General features: G+C 62.7%; 16 protein-coding genes. 3 read left to right on the plus strand and 13 right to left on the minus strand.

From position 1 onward, the window contains the following. The 7 genes from NLX68_RS19975 to NLX68_RS20005 all read right to left on the minus strand — a co-directional run bounded on the left by NLX68_RS19975 (nucleotide 1) and on the right by NLX68_RS20005 (nucleotide 7,749). The gene (locus NLX68_RS19975; RefSeq protein ID WP_254285504.1) at nucleotides 1–798 is read right to left on the minus strand and encodes a transglutaminase family protein; all 798 of its coding nucleotides are present in this window, start codon (nucleotides 796–798) and stop codon (nucleotides 1–3) included. Then, entirely contained in the window at nucleotides 795–1,745 is a 951-nt protein-coding gene (locus NLX68_RS19980) for an alpha-E domain-containing protein (protein WP_254285505.1), read from the minus strand. The genes NLX68_RS19975 and NLX68_RS19980 overlap by 4 nt, the downstream gene beginning before the upstream one ends. A gap of 3 nt (nucleotides 1,746–1,748) precedes the next feature. Further along, nucleotides 1,749–3,158, minus strand: coding sequence for a circularly permuted type 2 ATP-grasp protein (locus tag NLX68_RS19985; RefSeq protein ID WP_254285506.1), 1,410 nt, complete (start codon nucleotides 3,156–3,158; stop codon nucleotides 1,749–1,751). Nucleotides 3,159–3,368: 210 nt separating this feature from the next. After that, the gene (locus NLX68_RS19990) at nucleotides 3,369–3,701 is read right to left on the minus strand and encodes a ribonuclease E inhibitor RraB (protein ID WP_254285507.1); all 333 of its coding nucleotides are present in this window, start codon (nucleotides 3,699–3,701) and stop codon (nucleotides 3,369–3,371) included. Nucleotides 3,702–3,891: 190 nt separating this feature from the next. Continuing rightward, complete coding sequence (locus NLX68_RS19995; RefSeq protein ID WP_254285508.1) at nucleotides 3,892–4,128, minus strand: hypothetical protein; 237 nt, start codon at nucleotides 4,126–4,128, stop codon at nucleotides 3,892–3,894. Nucleotides 4,129–4,201: 73 nt separating this feature from the next. Next, complete coding sequence (locus NLX68_RS20000; RefSeq protein ID WP_254285509.1) at nucleotides 4,202–5,605, minus strand: hypothetical protein; 1,404 nt, start codon at nucleotides 5,603–5,605, stop codon at nucleotides 4,202–4,204. A 59-nt stretch (nucleotides 5,606–5,664) separates the two neighbouring features. After that, on the minus strand, nucleotides 5,665–7,749 hold the full coding sequence (locus NLX68_RS20005) for an LTA synthase family protein (protein ID WP_254285510.1): 2,085 nt from the start codon (nucleotides 7,747–7,749) through the stop codon (nucleotides 5,665–5,667). A gap of 185 nt (nucleotides 7,750–7,934) precedes the next feature. On the opposite strand from NLX68_RS20005, the gene NLX68_RS20010 reads away from it, so the two are divergent. Then, the gene (locus tag NLX68_RS20010; protein ID WP_254285511.1) at nucleotides 7,935–8,408 is read left to right on the plus strand and encodes a methylated-DNA--[protein]-cysteine S-methyltransferase; all 474 of its coding nucleotides are present in this window, start codon (nucleotides 7,935–7,937) and stop codon (nucleotides 8,406–8,408) included. 43 nt (nucleotides 8,409–8,451) lie between these two features. Here the strand turns inward: NLX68_RS20010 and NLX68_RS20015 are convergent, their stop codons facing one another. After that, nucleotides 8,452–8,643 (minus strand): PLDc N-terminal domain-containing protein, encoded by a 192-nt coding sequence (locus NLX68_RS20015; protein WP_010226359.1) that lies wholly within the window; start codon nucleotides 8,641–8,643, stop codon nucleotides 8,452–8,454. A 128-nt stretch (nucleotides 8,644–8,771) separates the two neighbouring features. On the opposite strand from NLX68_RS20015, the gene NLX68_RS20020 reads away from it, so the two are divergent. After that, complete coding sequence (locus tag NLX68_RS20020; RefSeq protein WP_254285512.1) at nucleotides 8,772–9,713, plus strand: ZIP family metal transporter; 942 nt, start codon at nucleotides 8,772–8,774, stop codon at nucleotides 9,711–9,713. Here NLX68_RS20020 and NLX68_RS20025 read toward each other — a convergent pair. Next, entirely contained in the window at nucleotides 9,710–10,240 is a 531-nt protein-coding gene (locus NLX68_RS20025) for a hypothetical protein (RefSeq protein WP_254285513.1), read from the minus strand. The two genes, NLX68_RS20020 and NLX68_RS20025, sit on opposite strands and share 4 nt — an antisense overlap. A gap of 59 nt (nucleotides 10,241–10,299) precedes the next feature. Further along, a complete protein-coding gene (locus NLX68_RS20030) occupies nucleotides 10,300–10,824 on the minus strand; it encodes an ankyrin repeat domain-containing protein (protein ID WP_254285514.1) in 525 nt (174 codons plus the stop codon). A 274-nt stretch (nucleotides 10,825–11,098) separates the two neighbouring features. Between NLX68_RS20030 and NLX68_RS20035 the strand changes: the two genes are divergently transcribed. Further along, nucleotides 11,099–11,371 (plus strand): DUF3509 domain-containing protein, encoded by a 273-nt coding sequence (locus NLX68_RS20035; RefSeq protein WP_254285515.1) that lies wholly within the window; start codon nucleotides 11,099–11,101, stop codon nucleotides 11,369–11,371. A gap of 79 nt (nucleotides 11,372–11,450) precedes the next feature. Here the strand turns inward: NLX68_RS20035 and NLX68_RS20040 are convergent, their stop codons facing one another. The 3 genes from NLX68_RS20040 to aroC are packed head-to-tail and all read right to left on the minus strand — an operon-like array spanning nucleotide 11,451 to nucleotide 14,291. Beyond that, nucleotides 11,451–11,969: an acireductone dioxygenase gene (locus NLX68_RS20040; RefSeq protein ID WP_254285516.1), complete on the minus strand. Its 519-nt coding sequence runs from the start codon at nucleotides 11,967–11,969 to the stop codon at nucleotides 11,451–11,453. A gap of 43 nt (nucleotides 11,970–12,012) precedes the next feature. Continuing rightward, nucleotides 12,013–13,161, minus strand: coding sequence for an MFS transporter (locus NLX68_RS20045; protein WP_254285517.1), 1,149 nt, complete (start codon nucleotides 13,159–13,161; stop codon nucleotides 12,013–12,015). 38 nt (nucleotides 13,162–13,199) lie between these two features. Beyond that, the gene (gene aroC / locus NLX68_RS20050; RefSeq protein ID WP_254285518.1) at nucleotides 13,200–14,291 is read right to left on the minus strand and encodes a chorismate synthase; all 1,092 of its coding nucleotides are present in this window, start codon (nucleotides 14,289–14,291) and stop codon (nucleotides 13,200–13,202) included. Between the last annotated feature and the right edge of the window lie 104 nt (nucleotides 14,292–14,395).

Raw genomic sequence — 14,395 nt, forward strand, 5'->3', positions numbered from 1 at the left:
TCACTGCTGCTGGGCGTTGAAGGCCGGAGTCACCAGCACCTTGGCGTGCATCTGCTCGAAACCGCCACCCCGGCGCATGCCACGTACCGGGCAGGCATCCAGGTAGTCCAGGCCCACGGCCAGCTTCAGGTGCCGTTCGGGCCGGGCCAATTGGTTGGTGACATCGAAACTGTACCAGGCATCCTCCAGCCAGGCTTCGGCCCAGGCGTGGCTGGCCATCTGCTGGCTGTCGCTGTCGAACAGGTAGCCGGACACGTAGCGCGCCGGCACGCCCAGGCTGCGCGTGCACGCCAGGAAGGCATGGGTATGGTCCTGGCAAACCCCGGCCCCACCGGCAAACGCCTGAGCCGCACTGGTGTCGACGGCGGTGCTGCCCGGCCGGTAGGCCATGCGCTGGTTCAGGGCGTTCATCAACTCGATCAACGCCGAGCGGTCACGCCGCTTGCGGCATTGCTGGCTGGCGAAGGCGCGCAACGCATCATCCGCTTCGGTGAGGCGGGTAAAGCGCAGGAACGGCAGCGGTGATTGCAGCTCGTGCTCGGCTTCACGGCGTTCATCGATGTCGACCAGGCCGCGGGCGCCGATGACCAGGTCCGCATGTGGCTCCTCCAGGCTCAGCACATGCAGGATGTTGCCGAACGGGTCCAGTTGCGCCCGCACCGGCCGCGGCAGGTCCAGCTGCCAGCTGAGCACCTGCTGGCGCTCGCTGTCGTGCGGGGTCAGGCGCAGGTACTGGATGCTCGAGCGAACCTGGTCTTCGTAGTGGTAGGCGGTTTCGTGGCTAATGGTCAGTCTCATACGGCCTCCAGGTAGGCACTGTGAATGGCATTGCCCAGTTCACGCACCAGCGGAATGTAATGGGTCAACCAGGGGTGCAGGCCCTCGGCAAGGATTTCATCGATCGAGGTGTAGCGCAGGCGTGCGTCCACCTCGGCGGCCAGGCGCTGGGCCGGGCGGCCGTTGCCACCGGGCAGGCTGGCGAGGATCTGGTCGATCTCTTCGGTGCAGGCTCGCAGCGAGCGCGGTACATCGGCGCGCAACAGCAGCAGCTCGGCGACATGGCGGGCAGCCGGTGCGTCACGGTAGATTTCGGTGTAGGCCTCGAATGACGACAGCGCGCGCAGCAAGGCGCTCCATTGGTAATAGCCGCGCGCCGAGCTGTCGCTGACCGCCTCGGCCTCGTCGCCGAGCATCTCGTAGCGGGCATCGAGCAGGCGCAGGGTGTTGTCGGCGCGCTCGATGAAGGTGCCCAGGCGAATGAAGCGAAAGGCGTCGTTGCGCATGATGGTGCCGTAGGTAGCACCACGGAACAGGTGCGAGCGCTCCTTGATCCACTCGCAGAAGCGGCTCATGCCGTAGCGCCCCAGGCCCTGCTCGGCGATGCCACGAATCTCCAGCCAGGTGGCGTTGATGTTTTCCCACATGTCGGCGGTGATCCGCCCACGAACCGCATGGGCACTGGCCCGCGCCGCGCCAAGGCAACTGTAGATGCTTGCCGGGTTTTCCGGGTCCAGGGCAAAGAAGTGCAGCAGGCGCTCGGCATGCAACTGGCCGTGGCGCTCCAGGTAATCGTCGAGGGTGCCGGTGATCAACAGCGGCATGGCTATTTCATCCAGGCCATCACCGCGGCCATCCTGCGGCATCAGCGACAGCGAATAACTGACATCAAGCATCCGCGCGAGGTTTTCCGCGCGCTCCAGGTAACGTGACATCCAGTACAAATCGGAGGCAGTTCTACTCAACATGGCTTAATCCTCGACCACCCAGGTGTCCTTGGTACCGCCGCCCTGGGACGAATTGACCACCAGTGAGCCTTCACGCAGGGCAACCCGGGTCAGGCCGCCAGGCACCACCCGGGTCTCGCGCCCGGACAGCACGAAAGGCCGCAAGTCGATATGCCGCGGGGCAATGCCGTTCTCGACAAAGGTCGGGCAAGTCGACAGCGACAGCGTTGGCTGGGCGATGTAGGCCGCCGGTCGGGCCTTGATCCGTGCGGCAAACGCCTCGATCTCGGCGCGGGTCGCCGCCGGCCCGACCAGCATGCCGTAGCCACCGGAGCCCTGGGTTTCCTTGACCACCAGCTCCGGCAAGTGCGCAAGCACGTGGGAAAGCTCTTCAGGCTTGCGGCACTGCCAGGTCGGCACGTTCTTCAGGATCGGCTCCTCATCGAGGTAGAAACGGATCATGTCGGTGACATAGGGGTAGATCGACTTGTCGTCGGCAACGCCGGTGCCAATGGCATTGGCCAGCACCACGTTGCCGCAGCGATAGGCGGCCAGCAGCCCGGGCACACCGAGCATCGAATCGGGATTGAACGCCAGGGGGTCGAGGAAGGCATCGTCCAGGCGCCGGTAGATCACATCCACCGCCTTGGGGCCGTCGGTGGTACGCATGAACACCCGCTCGTCACGCACGAACAGGTCGGCGCCCTCGACCAGCTCGACGCCCATCTCGCGGGCGAGGAAGGCGTGCTCGAAGAACGCGCTATTGAAACGCCCGGGCGTCAGCACCACCACGCTGGGGTTATCCAGTGGGCTTGAGCTCTTGAGGGTATCGAGCAACAGGTTGGGGTAATGATCGATGGGGGCGATGCGCTGGGCGGCGAACAGCTCGGGAAACAGGCGCATCATCATCTTGCGGTCTTCGAGCATGTAGCTGACGCCGCTGGGAGTGCGCAGGTTGTCTTCGAGCACGTAGTAGCTGCCGTCGCTGTCGCGCACCAGGTCGACCCCGCAAATGTGCGAATAGAGGTCGCGGTGCAGGTCCAGGCCTTGCATCGCCAGCTGGTACTGGTCGTTGGCCAGGACCTGCTCAGCCGGGATGATCCCGGCGCGAATGATGCGCTGGTCGTGGTACAGGTCAGCCATAAACAGGTTCAGCGCCTTGACCCGCTGAATGCAGCCCCGCTCCACCACCCGCCACTCACTGGCGGGAATACTGCGCGGAATCGTATCGAAGGGAATCAGCCGCTCGGTGCCCTGCTCGTCGCCATAGAGGGTGAAGGTGATGCCGGCGCGGTGGAACAGCAGGTCGGCTTCACGTCGACGCTGGGCCAGCAGCTCCGGCGGGGTTTCGGCCAGCCAGCGGGCGAACGCCCGGTAATGCGGACGGACCAGGCCGTCAGCGGCGTACATTTCGTCATAAAAGGTGCGGATCATGCCGAACTCCTTGTCACCCGTGCACCCGAGCCATCGCAAGCCCCGTGCCAGCGGCATAATTCCTTGTTTTTCAATAGCTTGTACTTTGACAAAAGGACGGTCGCACCAGATCTGTGCAAGCGTTCCGGTTACGTTGGCAGCAACGCTTCATTGCGAAGCGCTGATCAGCCCGTACCGGGCGGCAACAGCCGCCCTCGCCGGGCCCTGGATTCAAGCCAGTTGACGCTCCTGCTTGACTCCCCAGCCTTCAATCTCACCGCCCAATGGCGCGATGACCGCTTCGAAATCCTGTTCGAATTCGCCGATACCGCCATAGGTTGCAAACATCACCTTGCTCAGTTCCAAGTGCCAGGCGCCATCATCGCGCTCATGTACCTGGGCACTGAGTGATTCGCCGCGAAACTGACCTGCCGCTCGCCGCGCCCGTGCCTCGTCCGGAAATACCGCATAAAACTCGATGGGATGAATCTGCGCGAAGTTGAACCCCCCTTCTTTCATCCGACGCAAGACCGTGCTGCTGATGTCCTCGTATTGGCTGCTCATGAATCGTCCTCCTCATTACCGATGGATAGACTTTCAGTGCAAAACGCACCTGCCCGCCACACAAGACGTGCGGGGGCAATTCGAGCTGTTGCGTGACGTGGATCGGCAAGCCCGGACAATCAGAAAAAACTGCCCGACCTTGTCTGCAGCGTAGCGCCTGATTGCCCGGCGTGCCAGCCAGCAAGCGGGTTCAGGGGGCTTCAGTGATGGCGGTGATCTCTACCCCGTTCTGCTCTTTCAGCCATTTGGCCGTCGGCGAGGGTTCGCGGTCCTGGAAATCATTGAGGTCCAGTTCGCCCAGGACCGGAAACAGATGGGTACGAATCAGCCGCGCAGCCTCTTCGATACTCGGCTCAAGCTCTGCGGTGAGAGGCAGCGAGATACGCTCGCCCTTCTGATCAACAAAAGTAATGACCCAGTCTTTCATTGGACTCTCCTCTGTACCGGTGCTCAGGGTGAATCTGGCCTACCTACCGTTGACCTCGCCGCGGGGTGGTTGTTCAGTCGACTTGCGGCTCAAAGCGATGGCCGCCCGGCAGCGCACGTATGCTTTGCAGCGTGCGCAGAAATTGGTCCCTGGAGGGCTCGAACTGCAGCGGCGGCTCGGAGTGTTCATCGGTCACTCCCAGTACCACGGTGGGCTGGTAGCCGGAGCTCAAGGCGCCAGCGACCATCCTGAACGTTTCAGTGGCCGCCGGCTTGAGACTGTCAGGCTCATAGACGCGAAAGCGTGCGCCGCCGAACCTGCCCTTGGCGGCACCGATCCGCACGCTTGAGGGCCCGAACTTATCGACACTGATATGCATCGGAAACGGGTTGGCAATCAGTCGATCCAGCAGCATCGGCACCATCTCGACGGCCTTGTCGCTGTCACTGCTCATGCTCAGGCGGTGCAGCAGTTTCGGATTGTCTGCGGGGTTGAGGCCCAGGGTGATGGCATGGCGCGGTGTGCCATCGTCGGCAATGAAGCCGAAGGGCACACAGAAACCGTTGTCCTGGGGAATTTCGTATTGCTTGCGGGTGCGGAACGCGGCCAGCACAGCGCGCGCCCTGGGCTCCAGCCGGGCCAGCGCAGCGGTGTCTGTAGCCGTATTGGCGCCACTGTAGAATTTGAATCGGTAGATGCGTTGATCGCGCCACAGGTAGGCAGTCAGATTACCTTCATACCAGTTTGCAGAGGCGTCCGGCACACCCAGCTCGATAAAGCGCTCATGCTCGTACTCTACATCGGTCGGCCATTGTGCCTGCTCCTCGAAGAAGGCATCGCGCTCGACCTGCAGCTTCGCCACCGGCCGCCCCTCGGCAGTAAATTGCTTGATCATGTCGTCAAGCACCACCAGTTGCGAATTCACATAGCCTATGCGCTGGAGCTTTTCACGCAAGTCGTAGTACTGATCACTCAGTGCCCTGTAGCGCGTTTCATCGTCACGGCTCGCAGAGATGGCGGCATCCAGCGCCTCCATCTGCGCCTTCACCACCCGCTCCTGCGCCGGGCCACGGGTGAGGCTCTGCACATAGCGGATCTGTTCGTAGAGTGCACGGGTGGTCAACGGGCTGACCTCGATGTCGACCAGAAAGGGCAGCTCGCCAGTCAACCCTTCGCCGTAGGCAATCTGCTTGTCCCCAGGGGTGATCGTGGGGCGGGGGAGATCGAAATTGTAGTATTGCCAGTAACCACTGGAAACGTGCCAGGCAATGTCCTGAGGTACATCGAACTGCACCCGGCCCATGCATTCGGTGCGCCAGCCGGGGGGCGTCTGGTAATCCGCTGAGGCAACATCGGCCACCGCCAACAGTGAATGGCACAGGCAGGCAAACAACACGAACACTCGCACGCAAAAATCCTTTTTTGATGGGCGCCATTCCAGCCCCCGCTTCCTGAGGCGCGCGATTTGAGCATCCATGGCACAAAAAGCCAAGACCCCGGCAAGCCGGGGTCCTGTTTACAGCGCTAGCAACGACGTTATTCCGGGGTGCCGTGCACTACACCAGCGGTGTTGTCCAGCAAGCTCTTGGTCGCCGTCTGGATGAACGACTCGAGCTTGTGGGTCAGGTCCTTCTGGTCCGGGGCTTCGATCAGCTCGGCCTTGAAGTTGGCACCGAGCTCGTAGCGGTACATGCGTGGCGACATGTCCTTGGCCTCGATCAGGATGCGATCACCCTTGATCAGGCCAACGATCTGCTCGCTTCCCGACGGCTTGATCATGCCAATGCCCGGATCACCGGCCGGCAGGTTAAGCAGGTCACGGCCCCAGCACTGGTGACGGGTTTCGCCGCCCAGGCGGCCCATGATGGTCGGCACGATGTCGATCTGGGTACCCACGGTGTGGTTGAGCGCACCGAACTTGTCCTGGATGCCCGGGGCGATCAGCAGCAGCGGCACGTTGAAGCGCCCCAGGTCCATCTCGGTGACCTGCTGGTGGTTGCCGAAGCCATGGTCGCCGACGATGACGAACAGGGTTTGCTTGAAGTAAGGCTCCTTGCGCGCCTTCTCGAAGAACTGGCCCAAGGCCCAGTCGGAGTAGCGCATGGCGGTCAGGTGCTCGTCCAGGCGGCCCTGGCCTGTGACCTTCTCGACCGGCAGATCCTTGGGCAGTGCATACGGCGTGTGGTTGGACAGGGTCTGCAGCAGCGCGTAGATCGGCTTCTTGCCATCGTGCTTGGCCAGCTCTTCGTTACCGCGGTCGAACATGTCCTGGTCGGACACGCCCCAGGTCGGGTCGGAGAACACCGGATTGACGAAGTCGTTACGGCCGATGAAGGTGGTCATGCCCTGGTTGCCGAAGAACCCGGACTGGTTGTCCCAGGCAAAGTCACCGTTGTAGACGTAGACGTCGTCGTAGTCACGGGCACTGAGCAGCGCTGGCAGGCCCGACAGTTTGTGGCCGCCTTCAGGGGTCTGCATCAGGTATTCGAAGCCCGGCAGGTTCGGGTAGCAGGCCATGGTGGCGAACATGCCCTGGTGGGTGTGGGTGCCGTTGGAGAAGAAGCGGTCGAACAGCAAGCCCTCTTTCGCCAGTTTGTCGAAGTACGGGGTGATGTTGTTCGGGCTGCCCAGGGCGCCAACCGAATGACCGGCGAAGCTCTCCATGAGGATCACCACGACGTTCTTGATCGGCAGGGTGTTGTCCGCTGGCGGGGTGAAATCACGGCGCACCGCGGCGCTGTCGGCATCGACCAGCTTGTCGTTGGCGGTCAGCAGCATGTCACGCACGGCCTGGGTCGCCAGGCCCTGCTCGATGGTCGACTTCCAGATGTTGGCGCGGTCCTCGCCGAAACGGCTCTTGGCTGCATCGATCAGGGTCAGGGTGCCGTTCAGGCCCAACTGGTTGACGAAGTTCGAGTCGGTGGTGAAAGCGTCGCCCCAACGCATTGGCGGGCCCTGGCGCAGGGTGCCGCGAGCAGCGATGACCGCCACCAGCAGGACCATGAAGAACACCACGCCGCGCACATACCAAGGCGCTACGCTACGCTTGCCAGCGACCTGGCTTTCATACACGCCATCGGGCCGGGTAAGGCGATCGATGCCCTTGAACAGCAGACTCAGCAGCCAGGTGCCAAAGGCCCAGGCCAGCAGGTAGCGCACCACCGGGAAGCCGTACCAGAGCATGCTCAGCACGGTTTTCGGGTCTTCCTTGACGTACTGGAACACCAGGCCGTTGAGGCGCTGGTGGAACTCGCGATAGAAATCCATCTCCATCAGGCCGAGGAACATGACGATGCTCGAGGCGATGGTCAGCCAGGCACGGAACAGGCCGCGTGCGGCCATGGCCCGGGCACTGAGGATGGCCAGCAGCAGCGGGATGCTCAGGTACACCACGACCCGCAGGTCGAAACGCAGGCCGTTGAAGAAACCCTCGGCTACAGTCGACATCGGCGTGTCGCCGATCATGTCGTTGTTGTAGGCCAGCAGGGCCAGGCGGACCAGACTGAGCATCAGCATGATCACCAGACCGCACAGCAGGGTGTAGGCCAGGTGCGATTTCAGCGTCGGTTGCAACGGGCGCGACGCAGCCCGCTGTTGACTCAAGGCGTCCGTGGTAGCCATGAATTGGAAGATCCCTAGGGTTCAGGTTCGAGGAAGGCGGTAAAACGAATCGGCAAATGTGCCCTAAACGCGAGCACGTTGCACGGCCATTCGGCGAATGGATAATTGCGCGAGCAAATTGTCGGCAATCGATTGTGAAAATTTCGTAATAGAATCAGTGTTATCCGCATCGAGATCATTACGCCATGTTTTATCGCTACCTCCCAAGCCCGCTTGGCCCGCTGCTACTGGCAGGCGATGAACAGGGCCTGCGCATGCTGCACATGGATGCCGCCCAACCCTGGGAACTGGCCGAAGTCTGGCAGCCAGCCACTCGCCAGCTGGACGATGTTGCACGCCAGCTCGACGAGTACTTTGCCCGTAAGCGCGAACACTTCGAAGTGCGCCTGGCGGCCCACGGCACGCCATTCCAGCGCCAGGTGTGGCAGGCCCTGCAGCGCATCCCCTATGGCACCACCTGCAGCTACGGCGAGCTTGCCCAGGCCATTGGCAAGCCGAAATCGGTGCGGGCAGTGGGCACCGCCAATGGCGCCAACCCGATCGCGATCATTGTGCCCTGCCATCGGGTGATCGGCAGCAATGGCACCCTCACCGGGTTTGCCGGGGGGATCGAGCGCAAGCAGATCTTGTTGGAACTGGAGGGGACCTGGTTGATCTGAAAATTATCGCGGGGCAGGAGCCGGCTTGCCCCGCGATAGCGGACTATAGCCGCACATTGCCCCGCGGCCCGGCGATCGCCCAGATGATCAGGCCCAGCACAGGCAACAGCAGAATCAGCAGCACCCAGAGAATCTTGACGCCGCCACTGACACCGCTCTTGATCACATTGATGATCGCCCAGATGTCCAGGGCCAGAATGATCAGCCCAACCACGCTATTGAAGGTAGACCCCATGGTGTTGCTCCCATGATCACGCCTGCCCTCAGGATAGCTGGCTATCAGCCCGATAGAGGCGAATCGTTCGCCGCAGCCCAGCAGCGCTGGTTACACTCGATTCATTGAATTGCCGCCCAGAGGTCCCTATGCCACCCGCCCACAGCCACAGCAGCCCTGCCCCCGCGCCACTATGGAGCGCCTGGATGCAACAGGCACAAAGCAGCCCGTGGCTCAGTGCAGGCTTGGGTTTGAGCCTGCTGGCAGTGGTTGGCCTGCTGATCGCCAGTGCCTGGAACGCTGTGCAAGGCGAGCACCAGCAAAACCTGCACATGGCCATGCTCGGTGGCCTGGCCGGCTTTGCCGCCACCGCCCTGGGTGCGGTCATGGCCGTGGTGCTGCGCGAGATCAGCGCGCGAACGCAGGATGTCATGCTCGGCTTTGCCGCCGGCATGATGCTCGCTGCCAGCTCGTTCTCGCTGATTCTGCCCGGCCTCGACGCGGCCCGCGGGATCACCGGCAATGGCCCTTACGCTGCATTGACGGTGGTCGTCGGCATGGGCCTGGGCGTGCTGCTGATGCTCGGCCTCGACCGTTTTACCCCGCACGAACACGAGAGCACCGGCCCCTGCGGCCCACAGGCCGAGCGGATCAACCGGGTGTGGCTGTTCGTGCTGGCGATCACCCTGCACAACCTGCCCGAGGGCATGGCCATCGGCGTCAGTTTTGCCAACGGCGACCTCAATGTCGGCCTGCCGCTGACCAGCGCCATCGCCATCCAGGACATTCCCGAAGGCCTGGCCGTGGCCCTGGCGCTGCGCGCAACCGGTCTTTCGACCTTCAAGGCGGCATTGGTGGCGATCGGCTCGGGCCTGATGGAACCCCTGGGTGCCGTGATCGGTCTGGGCATCTCCAGCGGTTTTGCTATCGCCTACCCAGTGAGCATGGGCCTGGCGGCCGGGGCGATGATCTTCGTGGTGTCCCACGAAGTGATCCCGGAAACCCACCGCAACGGCCACCAGACCTCGGCAACCCTGGGCCTGATGGGCGGCTTTGCGGTGATGATGTTCCTCGATACCGCCCTCGGTTAAACGTGCACGGCAACCCGTAGCGCTTCCAGAGCCGGCGCTGCGGCAATGCCGACCTCGGCGCACAGCTCCAGCACCCGTGGCAGGTCGTCGTTGCCGACCAGCACCATTTGCAGCTCGTCATCGAGCAACTGGCTGAAGTTCATCAGCACATAGCCGCCAGCTTCCTTGTTCATCGCGCCCATCTGCACCTGGATGCGGTTGAGCGCGGTCAGCGGCTCGACCTTGGCCAACTGCTTGGGCTTGAGGTTGAACGGCACGCTCTTGTCGAAGGAGTCGACGATCTGGGCAAACAGGTCCTGGTAGCTATCGGCCTGGAACAGCACGGTATCGGGCAGGCTGCCGACCACAATCCATTCACCCAGCGGGATCGGGAAGCTGTCGTCGTAGTTGATGTCCGGGTTGGCGGCGAGGAACGCCTGCGGGTCGGCATAGGCCTGGGCGGCTTCGTCGGCGATGCGCGCGATGTCTTCCTCGCGCATGCAGCCAGCGCTGATTTTGCCGATGAGTTCGACCAGTTGGGATTTCATGAAGGGGCCCTGCGACGGTAAAAAAGTCGCCAAGGATAGCCGCAAAAGGCCCCGGGGGGTTAGCCGAGCAGCTTGAGCAACTGCTCGCTGGTCTCAGGGGCACCCATGGTTTGCGCCGCGCCCAGGGCATCGCTGCCACGGGCGTCACGGTGGCGCGGGTTGGCGCCCTTGCCCAGCAGGTAATCGACGATGACCGTGCGGTTGAACATCGCCGCCATCATCAGCGCCGTACGCCCATCGGCGGACGTCCCATCGACCTCGGCGCCTTTATCCACCAGCAGCTGGACCATCTCCAGGTTGCCCTTGAATGCGGCGCCGGCGATGGGCAATTGGCCCTTGTCATTGGCAATCTGCGGGTCGGCGCCGTGCTCGAGCAGCACTGCAACGGCCTGCAGATGCCCGTGGTAGCTGGCAAGCATCAGCAAGGTATCGCCATTGCCATTGCGCAGGTTCACCGGCAGGCCATTTTCCAGCAAGCGCCCGAGCATCACCGCGTCGCCCTTGCGCGCCCGGTCGAACACTTCTTCGGCGAACGCTGCCGCCTCGTCATCGTTCATCGGCGTGGGGCTACGTTGGTCAGACATGGGGAACCTCCTGGCTATCGGAAAGGCCCAAGTCTTTGTCAGCGAGCACGCCGGGTCAACGGTGGATAACTCATGGCCATGACAGAAGAAATCTATTGGCCAGGGCAGCACTGCAAAATGCACTGTGCGAAATGCACTACCGTGCAGAATGCACGGTAGCGCTCTTCGACATACATTATAACTTATTGATTTATAATGGTTTTATTTAGAAGAAGAGCTGGCACAGTCACTGCACCAGTCACTCCATGTCTGCCACTAACAGTCAGGAGCTGATATGGACCTCATCCAGGAAAAATTCGCCTCGGTATTCTCCGCCTACGACGTCACCACTCAGGCGCGCCCCGACGGTGGAATTCTGCTGACCCTGCGGGCAGCGGACGGCACCCAGACCAAGCGCTCGATTTCTTATGCCCAACTGCACAGCGCCGAACAGCTGTCGTGGGCGATCAGTGCGATTCGCCGCGACCTGGCCGGGCAGGCCAGTGAGTTGCCGGTGATTTCAATGTTGCAGAGCCAGCAGCGGTTTGCCTTGCCGACTTATCGGTAAGCATTGGAGATCGCATCGCGGGGCAAGCCCGCTCCTACAAGTCTGTGTAGGAGCGGGCTTGCCCCGCGATGGCGATCACTCAGTCATCAAGCCGAGGAAAGTCTGCAGCGATCTTGTCGCCAGTAAAGTTGGCAACCGAACCCTGTGCCTGGCTAAACACCCGGATCGCCACAAACCGCGGCTCCTCGCCCAGATCGAGCCAATGCCGAACCCCCGCCGGCACGCCGATCAGGTCGCCCTTCTCGCACAACACTGCATAGATGTAATCCTCGATCCGCAGGCTGAACAGCCCGCGCCCGGCGGCGAAAAAGCGCAGCTGATCTTCGTCGCAGGTATGCTCGGCAAGCAAACGGGCGTCCGCTTCGCGGGTTACCTCGACACCGGCATAGCCCTTCTCGGCCTTCAGCGCATCGATACTGGCTTGATAAGCGCCGATCACATCCTGATCGCTGGCCCCCGCCTGAATGGGCGCGGCGGCCTGCCAACGCTCGAAACGCACGCCCTGCTCGGCCAGGGTCGCGGCAATGTCTTCAAGATGAGTCAAGACTTTGTTGGGAATATCCGGGGTGGACTGGTGATACACGGTCAGGCTGCTCATCAGGGCAACTCCTTACTACCGGCCAATGGTTCACGGCCAAGGCTCATGCCCTGTCCTCTTTCATTCGAAGTGCAATGATAACGGCTGCGGCCAGGGCCGCGACGCTGGCAATACTAAAGGTGGTAGCCGGCCCCAGCAGGTTCCAGCTGTACCCCGAGTACAAGGCACCCAAGGCGCCGCCCGTGCCGGCGAGCGCTGCATACAGCGCCTGGCCCTGGCCTTGCTGGCGGGCGCCGAAACTGCGTTGCACAAAGGCGATGGCGGCCGCGTGAAAACTGCCGAAGGTGGCTGCGTGCAGGACCTGGGCAAACAGCAGCACGCCCAGGTGCTCGGCAAAGTTGCCCAGCAACGCCCAGCGCACGGCCGCCAGGGCAAAACTGGCCAGCAGCACCCGGCGCAGCGAGACCCGCGCCAGGATCCAGCTCATGGCCAGGAACATCAGCACCTCGGCCACCACCCCCAGGGCCCAGAGCATGCCGATGGTGCCGCGACTGTAACCCAGGTGCTCAAGGTGCAGGGTCAGGAAGGTGTAGTACGGGCCATGGCTAAGCTGCATGAGTGCCACGCACAGGTAAAACGCGGCAACACCCGGGCTTGCCAGTTGCTTGAGAAAACCGCCGCCGGCCGCACGGTCATTCTGCCCCGGCGGCTGGGCATTGGGCACCCAGAGGCTGGCCACGACGATACCGGCCATGACGACCACCAAGGCAACCGGGTAGATATCCAGGCTAAGCCAGTCGAACAATCGGCCAAGGCCGACCACGGTGAGGATGAAACCGATCGAGCCCCACAGACGGATCTGGCTGTAGCGTGCGGTCTGCCCTTGCAGGTGGGCCAGGGTGATGACCTCGAACTGCGGCAGTACCGCATGCCAGAAGAACGCATGCAGGGCCATCACCAGCGCCAGCCAGGCGTAGCTTTTGCCGAAGAAGATCAACGAAAAGGTCGCCAGGGTCGACAAGGCACCCAGGCGCACGATCAGCAGGCGCTGGCCACTGCGGTCGCCCAGCCAGCCCCACAGGTTGGGGGCCACGCAGCGCATCAGCATGGGGATGGCCACCAGCTCGCCGATGCGCGCACTGGAAAAACCCAGGTGATCGAAATACAACGCCAGAAACGGCGCTGTCGAGCCGAGCAAGGCGAAGTAAAAGAGGTAGAAACTGGACAGCCGCCAGTAGGGAATCGGCGCCACGGCTCAGCGAGCCGCGGCGCGATTGGCAGGCGCCAGCATTACAGCTGGCCCAGCACCGGCGTCTTCACGCGCACGTCGGCGTTCTGCCCGCGGTGGCGCAGCAGGTGGTCCATCAGCACGATGGCCATCATGGCCTCGGCAATCGGTGTAGCGCGGATACCCACGCACGGGTCATGACGGCCCTTGGTGATCACCTCAACCGGGTTGCCATCGACGTCGATGGAGCGGCCCGGGGTGGTGATGCTCGAGGTCGGCTTGAGGGCCAGGTGGGCAACGATCGGCTGACCGGAGGAAATACCGCCGAGAATGCCGCCGGCGTTGTTGCTGAGGAAGCCTTCCGGGGTCAGCTCGTCACGGTGCTCGGTACCGCGCTGGGCGACGCTGGCAAAACCTGCGCCGATTTCCACGCCCTTGACCGCGTTGATACTCATCAGCGCGTGGGCCAGCTCGGCATCCAGGCGATCGAAGATCGGCTCGCCCAGGCCGGGCATGACGCCTTCAGCGACCACGGTGATTTTCGCCCCGACCGAATCCTGGTCGCGGCGCAGCTGGTCCATATAGGCCTCAAGCTCCGGGACTTTGTCCGGGTCCGGGCTGAAGAAGGCGTTCTGCTCAACCGAATCCCAGGTCTTGAAGGGGATTTCAATCGGTCCTAGCTGGCTCATGTAGCCGCGGATGCGGATGCCCTGGGTGGCCAGGTACTTCTTGGCGATGGCCCCGGCGGCCACGCGCATGGCGGTTTCCCGCGCCGAGCTGCGACCGCCGCCACGGTAATCACGCTCACCGTACTTGTGGTGGTAGGTGTAGTCGGCGTGGGCCGGGCGGAACAGGTCCTTGATCGCCGAGTAGTCCTTGGACTTCTGGTCGGTGTTGCGGATCAACAGGCCAATGGAGCAGCCGGTGGTGCGGCCTTCGAACACTCCCGAGAGGATTTCGACTTCGTCGGCTTCCTGGCGCTGGGTGGTGTGGCGGCTGGTGCCGGGCTTGCGCCGGTCCAGGTCGTACTGCAGGTCGGCCAGGGAAATCTCCAGGCCTGGCGGGCAGCCATCGACGATGGCGACCAACGCCGGGCCATGGCTTTCGCCAGCGGTGGTGACAGTGAACAGCTTGCCGTAGGTATTGCCGGACATGCAGGACGCTCCGCGAATCAGCCAGATTTGAACAAGAGCGCCAGTATACGCAGGCTAACCATTCAGTTCATCCCTGACGGCGAACCTTCTGCGCCCGGCCGGGT

Origin of the sequence: Pseudomonas sp. SBB6, assembly GCF_024213215.1 — a bacterium.
Taxonomy (GTDB): domain Bacteria; phylum Pseudomonadota; class Gammaproteobacteria; order Pseudomonadales; family Pseudomonadaceae; genus Aquipseudomonas; species Aquipseudomonas donghuensis.

Coding starts and splice junctions, on each gene's coding strand:
- aroC (WP_254285518.1), bottom strand. CDS start 14,291: ATGTCCGGCAATACCTACGGCAAGCTGTTCACTGTCACCACCGCTGGC.
- NLX68_RS20040 (WP_254285516.1), bottom strand. CDS start 11,969: ATGAGCAGCCTGACCGTGTATCACCAGTCCACCCCGGATATTCCCAAC.
- NLX68_RS19975 (WP_254285504.1), bottom strand. CDS start 798: ATGAGACTGACCATTAGCCACGAAACCGCCTACCACTACGAAGACCAG.
- NLX68_RS19980 (WP_254285505.1), bottom strand. CDS start 1,745: ATGTTGAGTAGAACTGCCTCCGATTTGTACTGGATGTCACGTTACCTG.
- NLX68_RS20005 (WP_254285510.1), bottom strand. CDS start 7,749: ATGGCTACCACGGACGCCTTGAGTCAACAGCGGGCTGCGTCGCGCCCG.
- NLX68_RS19995 (WP_254285508.1), bottom strand. CDS start 4,128: ATGAAAGACTGGGTCATTACTTTTGTTGATCAGAAGGGCGAGCGTATC.
- NLX68_RS20030 (WP_254285514.1), bottom strand. CDS start 10,824: ATGTCTGACCAACGTAGCCCCACGCCGATGAACGATGACGAGGCGGCA.
- NLX68_RS20020 (WP_254285512.1), top strand. CDS start 8,772: ATGCCACCCGCCCACAGCCACAGCAGCCCTGCCCCCGCGCCACTATGG.
- NLX68_RS19990 (WP_254285507.1), bottom strand. CDS start 3,701: ATGAGCAGCCAATACGAGGACATCAGCAGCACGGTCTTGCGTCGGATG.
- NLX68_RS20000 (WP_254285509.1), bottom strand. CDS start 5,605: ATGGATGCTCAAATCGCGCGCCTCAGGAAGCGGGGGCTGGAATGGCGC.
- NLX68_RS20015 (WP_010226359.1), bottom strand. CDS start 8,643: ATGGGGTCTACCTTCAATAGCGTGGTTGGGCTGATCATTCTGGCCCTG.
- NLX68_RS19985 (WP_254285506.1), bottom strand. CDS start 3,158: ATGATCCGCACCTTTTATGACGAAATGTACGCCGCTGACGGCCTGGTC.
- NLX68_RS20025 (WP_254285513.1), bottom strand. CDS start 10,240: ATGAAATCCCAACTGGTCGAACTCATCGGCAAAATCAGCGCTGGCTGC.
- NLX68_RS20035 (WP_254285515.1), top strand. CDS start 11,099: ATGGACCTCATCCAGGAAAAATTCGCCTCGGTATTCTCCGCCTACGAC.
- NLX68_RS20010 (WP_254285511.1), top strand. CDS start 7,935: ATGTTTTATCGCTACCTCCCAAGCCCGCTTGGCCCGCTGCTACTGGCA.